The sequence below is a fragment of the uncultured Phocaeicola sp. genome (genome assembly GCF_948499155.1).
Taxonomy (GTDB): Bacteria; Bacteroidota; Bacteroidia; order Bacteroidales; family Bacteroidaceae; genus Phocaeicola; species Phocaeicola faecalis.
In genome coordinates this window covers 1-1523 of the sequence record NZ_CAOOSE010000047.1, presented here as the reverse complement: position 1 = coordinate 1523, position 1523 = coordinate 1, and the positions used below count along the sequence as shown (strand labels likewise).

At 43.2% G+C, this 1523-nt stretch carries 3 protein-coding genes; 1 reads left to right on the top strand and 2 read right to left on the bottom strand.

Features of this window, described 5'->3' with window-relative positions; all coding sequences use genetic code 11:
- Nucleotides 1-139: 30S ribosomal protein S15 (locus tag QYT14_RS18505; protein ID WP_289826485.1), on the top strand; the 139-nt coding region annotated here is incomplete at its 5' end.
- Nucleotides 140-241: 102 nt separating this feature from the next.
- Here QYT14_RS18505 and QYT14_RS18500 read toward each other — a convergent pair.
- Both QYT14_RS18500 and QYT14_RS18495 read right to left on the bottom strand, forming a co-directional pair.
- Nucleotides 242-727 (bottom strand): S-ribosylhomocysteine lyase, encoded by a 486-nt coding sequence (locus QYT14_RS18500; RefSeq protein WP_008781378.1) that lies wholly within the window; start codon nucleotides 725-727, stop codon nucleotides 242-244.
- 11 nt (nucleotides 728-738) lie between these two features.
- On the bottom strand, nucleotides 739-1434 hold the full coding sequence (locus QYT14_RS18495) for a 5'-methylthioadenosine/adenosylhomocysteine nucleosidase (protein ID WP_016271166.1): 696 nt from the start codon (nucleotides 1432-1434) through the stop codon (nucleotides 739-741).
- Nucleotides 1435-1523: the final 89 nt, after the last annotated feature.

Here is a 1523-nt window from a genome sequence, read left to right as displayed (position 1 = left end):
GCTCAACAGAAAAGATTATAGCACTGAAAGAGCTTTGACAACTTTGGTAGGTAAACGCCGTGCGTTGTTGAACTACCTGAAGAACCGTGATATCGAAAGATATCGTGCTATTGTTAAAGCACTAGGATTACGTAAGTAATTCAATCTCTATTGAAAAGGACTTAAAGAAAAGCCGCTCTCTGAAAAGAAAGCGGCTTTTCTATTTTCTGTTATTACGTTTCTACTGTTCTGTTGTTGAGAATTACTCTTTAGTAGGATAATACAGATTATCTTTTGTCATGTGTTCCAATACTTCATGCAGATATTTGGCCGACTCCCATTTGGCCATAGGCAGGTCATGAAGCAAGTAGTTACCGCAATCTTTAGGGGCGGCTCCCGGAACTTCGCCTTCAAAATCGGCTACAAAGCGGAACGTTTCCTGCATCAGTTCTATAATATCTTCCGATTTTAAATCGCCTTTCATTAACAGGTAGTTACCGGTGAGGCATCCCATCGGTCCCCAGTAGACAATTTTGTCAGACCATATAGGGTGGTTACGCAGGTAGGTAGCGGCTAGATGCTCTATGGTATGCAAGGCTCCTTGCCCCAAAGCAGGTTCCCGGTTGGGTTCTTTCATGCGGATGTCAAAGGTTGTGACCGTTTCACCGCCCACTTCGTCTTTTCTGGATACATAGATACCGCGAAGCAAGCGGATATGGTCAATGGTAAAACTGGGTATTGTCTTCATATTATTCGTTTTTATAAATTAGCTGGTAATGAGGAAAGGAAGGTATGAGTGACCTCGAAGGAACGGTCGGCTATAGTCTCCCAAAAATTTGTGTATTGTTCCCAATGGTTGTCGGATCCCGGCGTATCGCTGATGATACGGAAACTGATGAACGGTACCTTATATATATAACAGATTTGGGCGATGGCTCCCGATTCCATATCTACTGCCAGCCCTTCGTGGAACTTTTCTTTAATGTCGTTCAGTTCGGAACGGTCGGTGATGAATTTGTCTCCGCTGCATATCAGACCTCCATGAATGGCGGTCGGAGTATCCAGTGACATGGCGCAATCAAACAATGTGGCATTACCTTCGAATCGGGCGGGAAGTCCTTGTATCTGTCCGTACATATTGCCTTCTCCACACCATACATCATGATATACAATTTGTCGGCTCACCACAACATCCATTATTTTCAGGCAGCTGTCTATGCCTCCTGCTACACCGGTGCTGATGACACAGTCGGGTTGGAAGGTACGGATCAGTTCTACAGTACCGGCAGCAGCGTTCACTTTACCTATTCCGCATTTCATCAGGATAATGGTATTATTTCTAATGCTGCCTTCAGTATATTGGAAAGGACCTTCGGTGTATTCTTTCTTGTTTTCGAGCAGTTGCGCTACTTGTTTCTGCTCGGAACTCATGGCTGTTATAATTCCTATTTTCATAATTCAACTTTATTTATGGCTGCAAATGTACGCATTTTATCAGAGTATATCGTATCTTTGCAGCGTTAATAAACAGATATACTTATGAA